1 protein-coding gene is annotated in these 816 nt (G+C 60.4%); it reads left to right on the forward strand.

Features of this window, described 5'->3' with window-relative positions; translation table 11 throughout:
* The first annotated feature begins 46 nt into the window (after positions 1-46).
* Positions 47-748, forward strand: a complete 702-nt coding sequence (locus V3587_RS30645; protein WP_125053568.1) for an IS6 family transposase — start codon at positions 47-49, stop codon at positions 746-748.
* Positions 749-816 lie beyond the last annotated feature (68 nt).

Genomic DNA, 816 nt, shown 5'->3' on the forward strand with positions numbered 1-816 from the left:
GGCATTGTCAAGTTGTTGAGATCCGCTGATCTGGGATGATCTACGGGTGTCGTCAACGTACAAGGGGTTCCGGTTTCCGCGGGAGATCATCGCGCACTGTGTGTGGCTGTACCACCGATTCACCCTCTCGTTCCGCGACATCGAGTTACTGATGGCCGAGCGCGGGGTCGAGGTGACGTACGAGACGATCCGCACCTGGTGCGCGAGGTTCGGGCCCGAGTACGCCCGCCGGCTTCGACGAAAGGTGCCCCGACCAGGTGACAAGTGGCATCTCGACGAAGTGTTCATCAAGATCGGCGGCATGCAGAAGTATTTGTGGCGGGCGGTGGACCAGCACGGAAACGTGCTCGACATTCTGATCCAAGGGAAGCGGGACGGCAAGGCGGCGACCAGGTTCTTCAAGAAACTCCTGAAGCGGCACGCTCGCCCGCCGCGGGTGCTGATCACCGACAAGCTCGCTTCGTATCGTGTTGCCCACCGGACGATGATGTCGACAACTGAGCACCGGCAAAACAAATACTTGAACAATCGGTGCGAGAACTCCCACCAACCCACCCGCCAACGTGAACGAGCGATGAAGGGCTTCCGCACTGTCAGCTCAGCACAACGATTCCTCGCAGTGTTCAGCCGGATCTCGCCGCACTTCCGCCCACCCCGGCACCGGATGGCTGCCACCGACCACCGCACCGAACTGGCCATCCGATTCCAGGTATGGGATCAGGTCACCGAACAAACCATCGCTCCCTGACCGACCTCCCCGTGCGATGCCTTGCCGCACCCCAAAACTGCTGTACTCCAGACAACTTGACAACACCG

This window comes from Rhodococcus sp. IEGM 1306 (assembly GCF_036541985.1).
Classification (GTDB): Bacteria; Actinomycetota; Actinomycetes; order Mycobacteriales; family Mycobacteriaceae; genus Rhodococcus_F; species Rhodococcus_F qingshengii.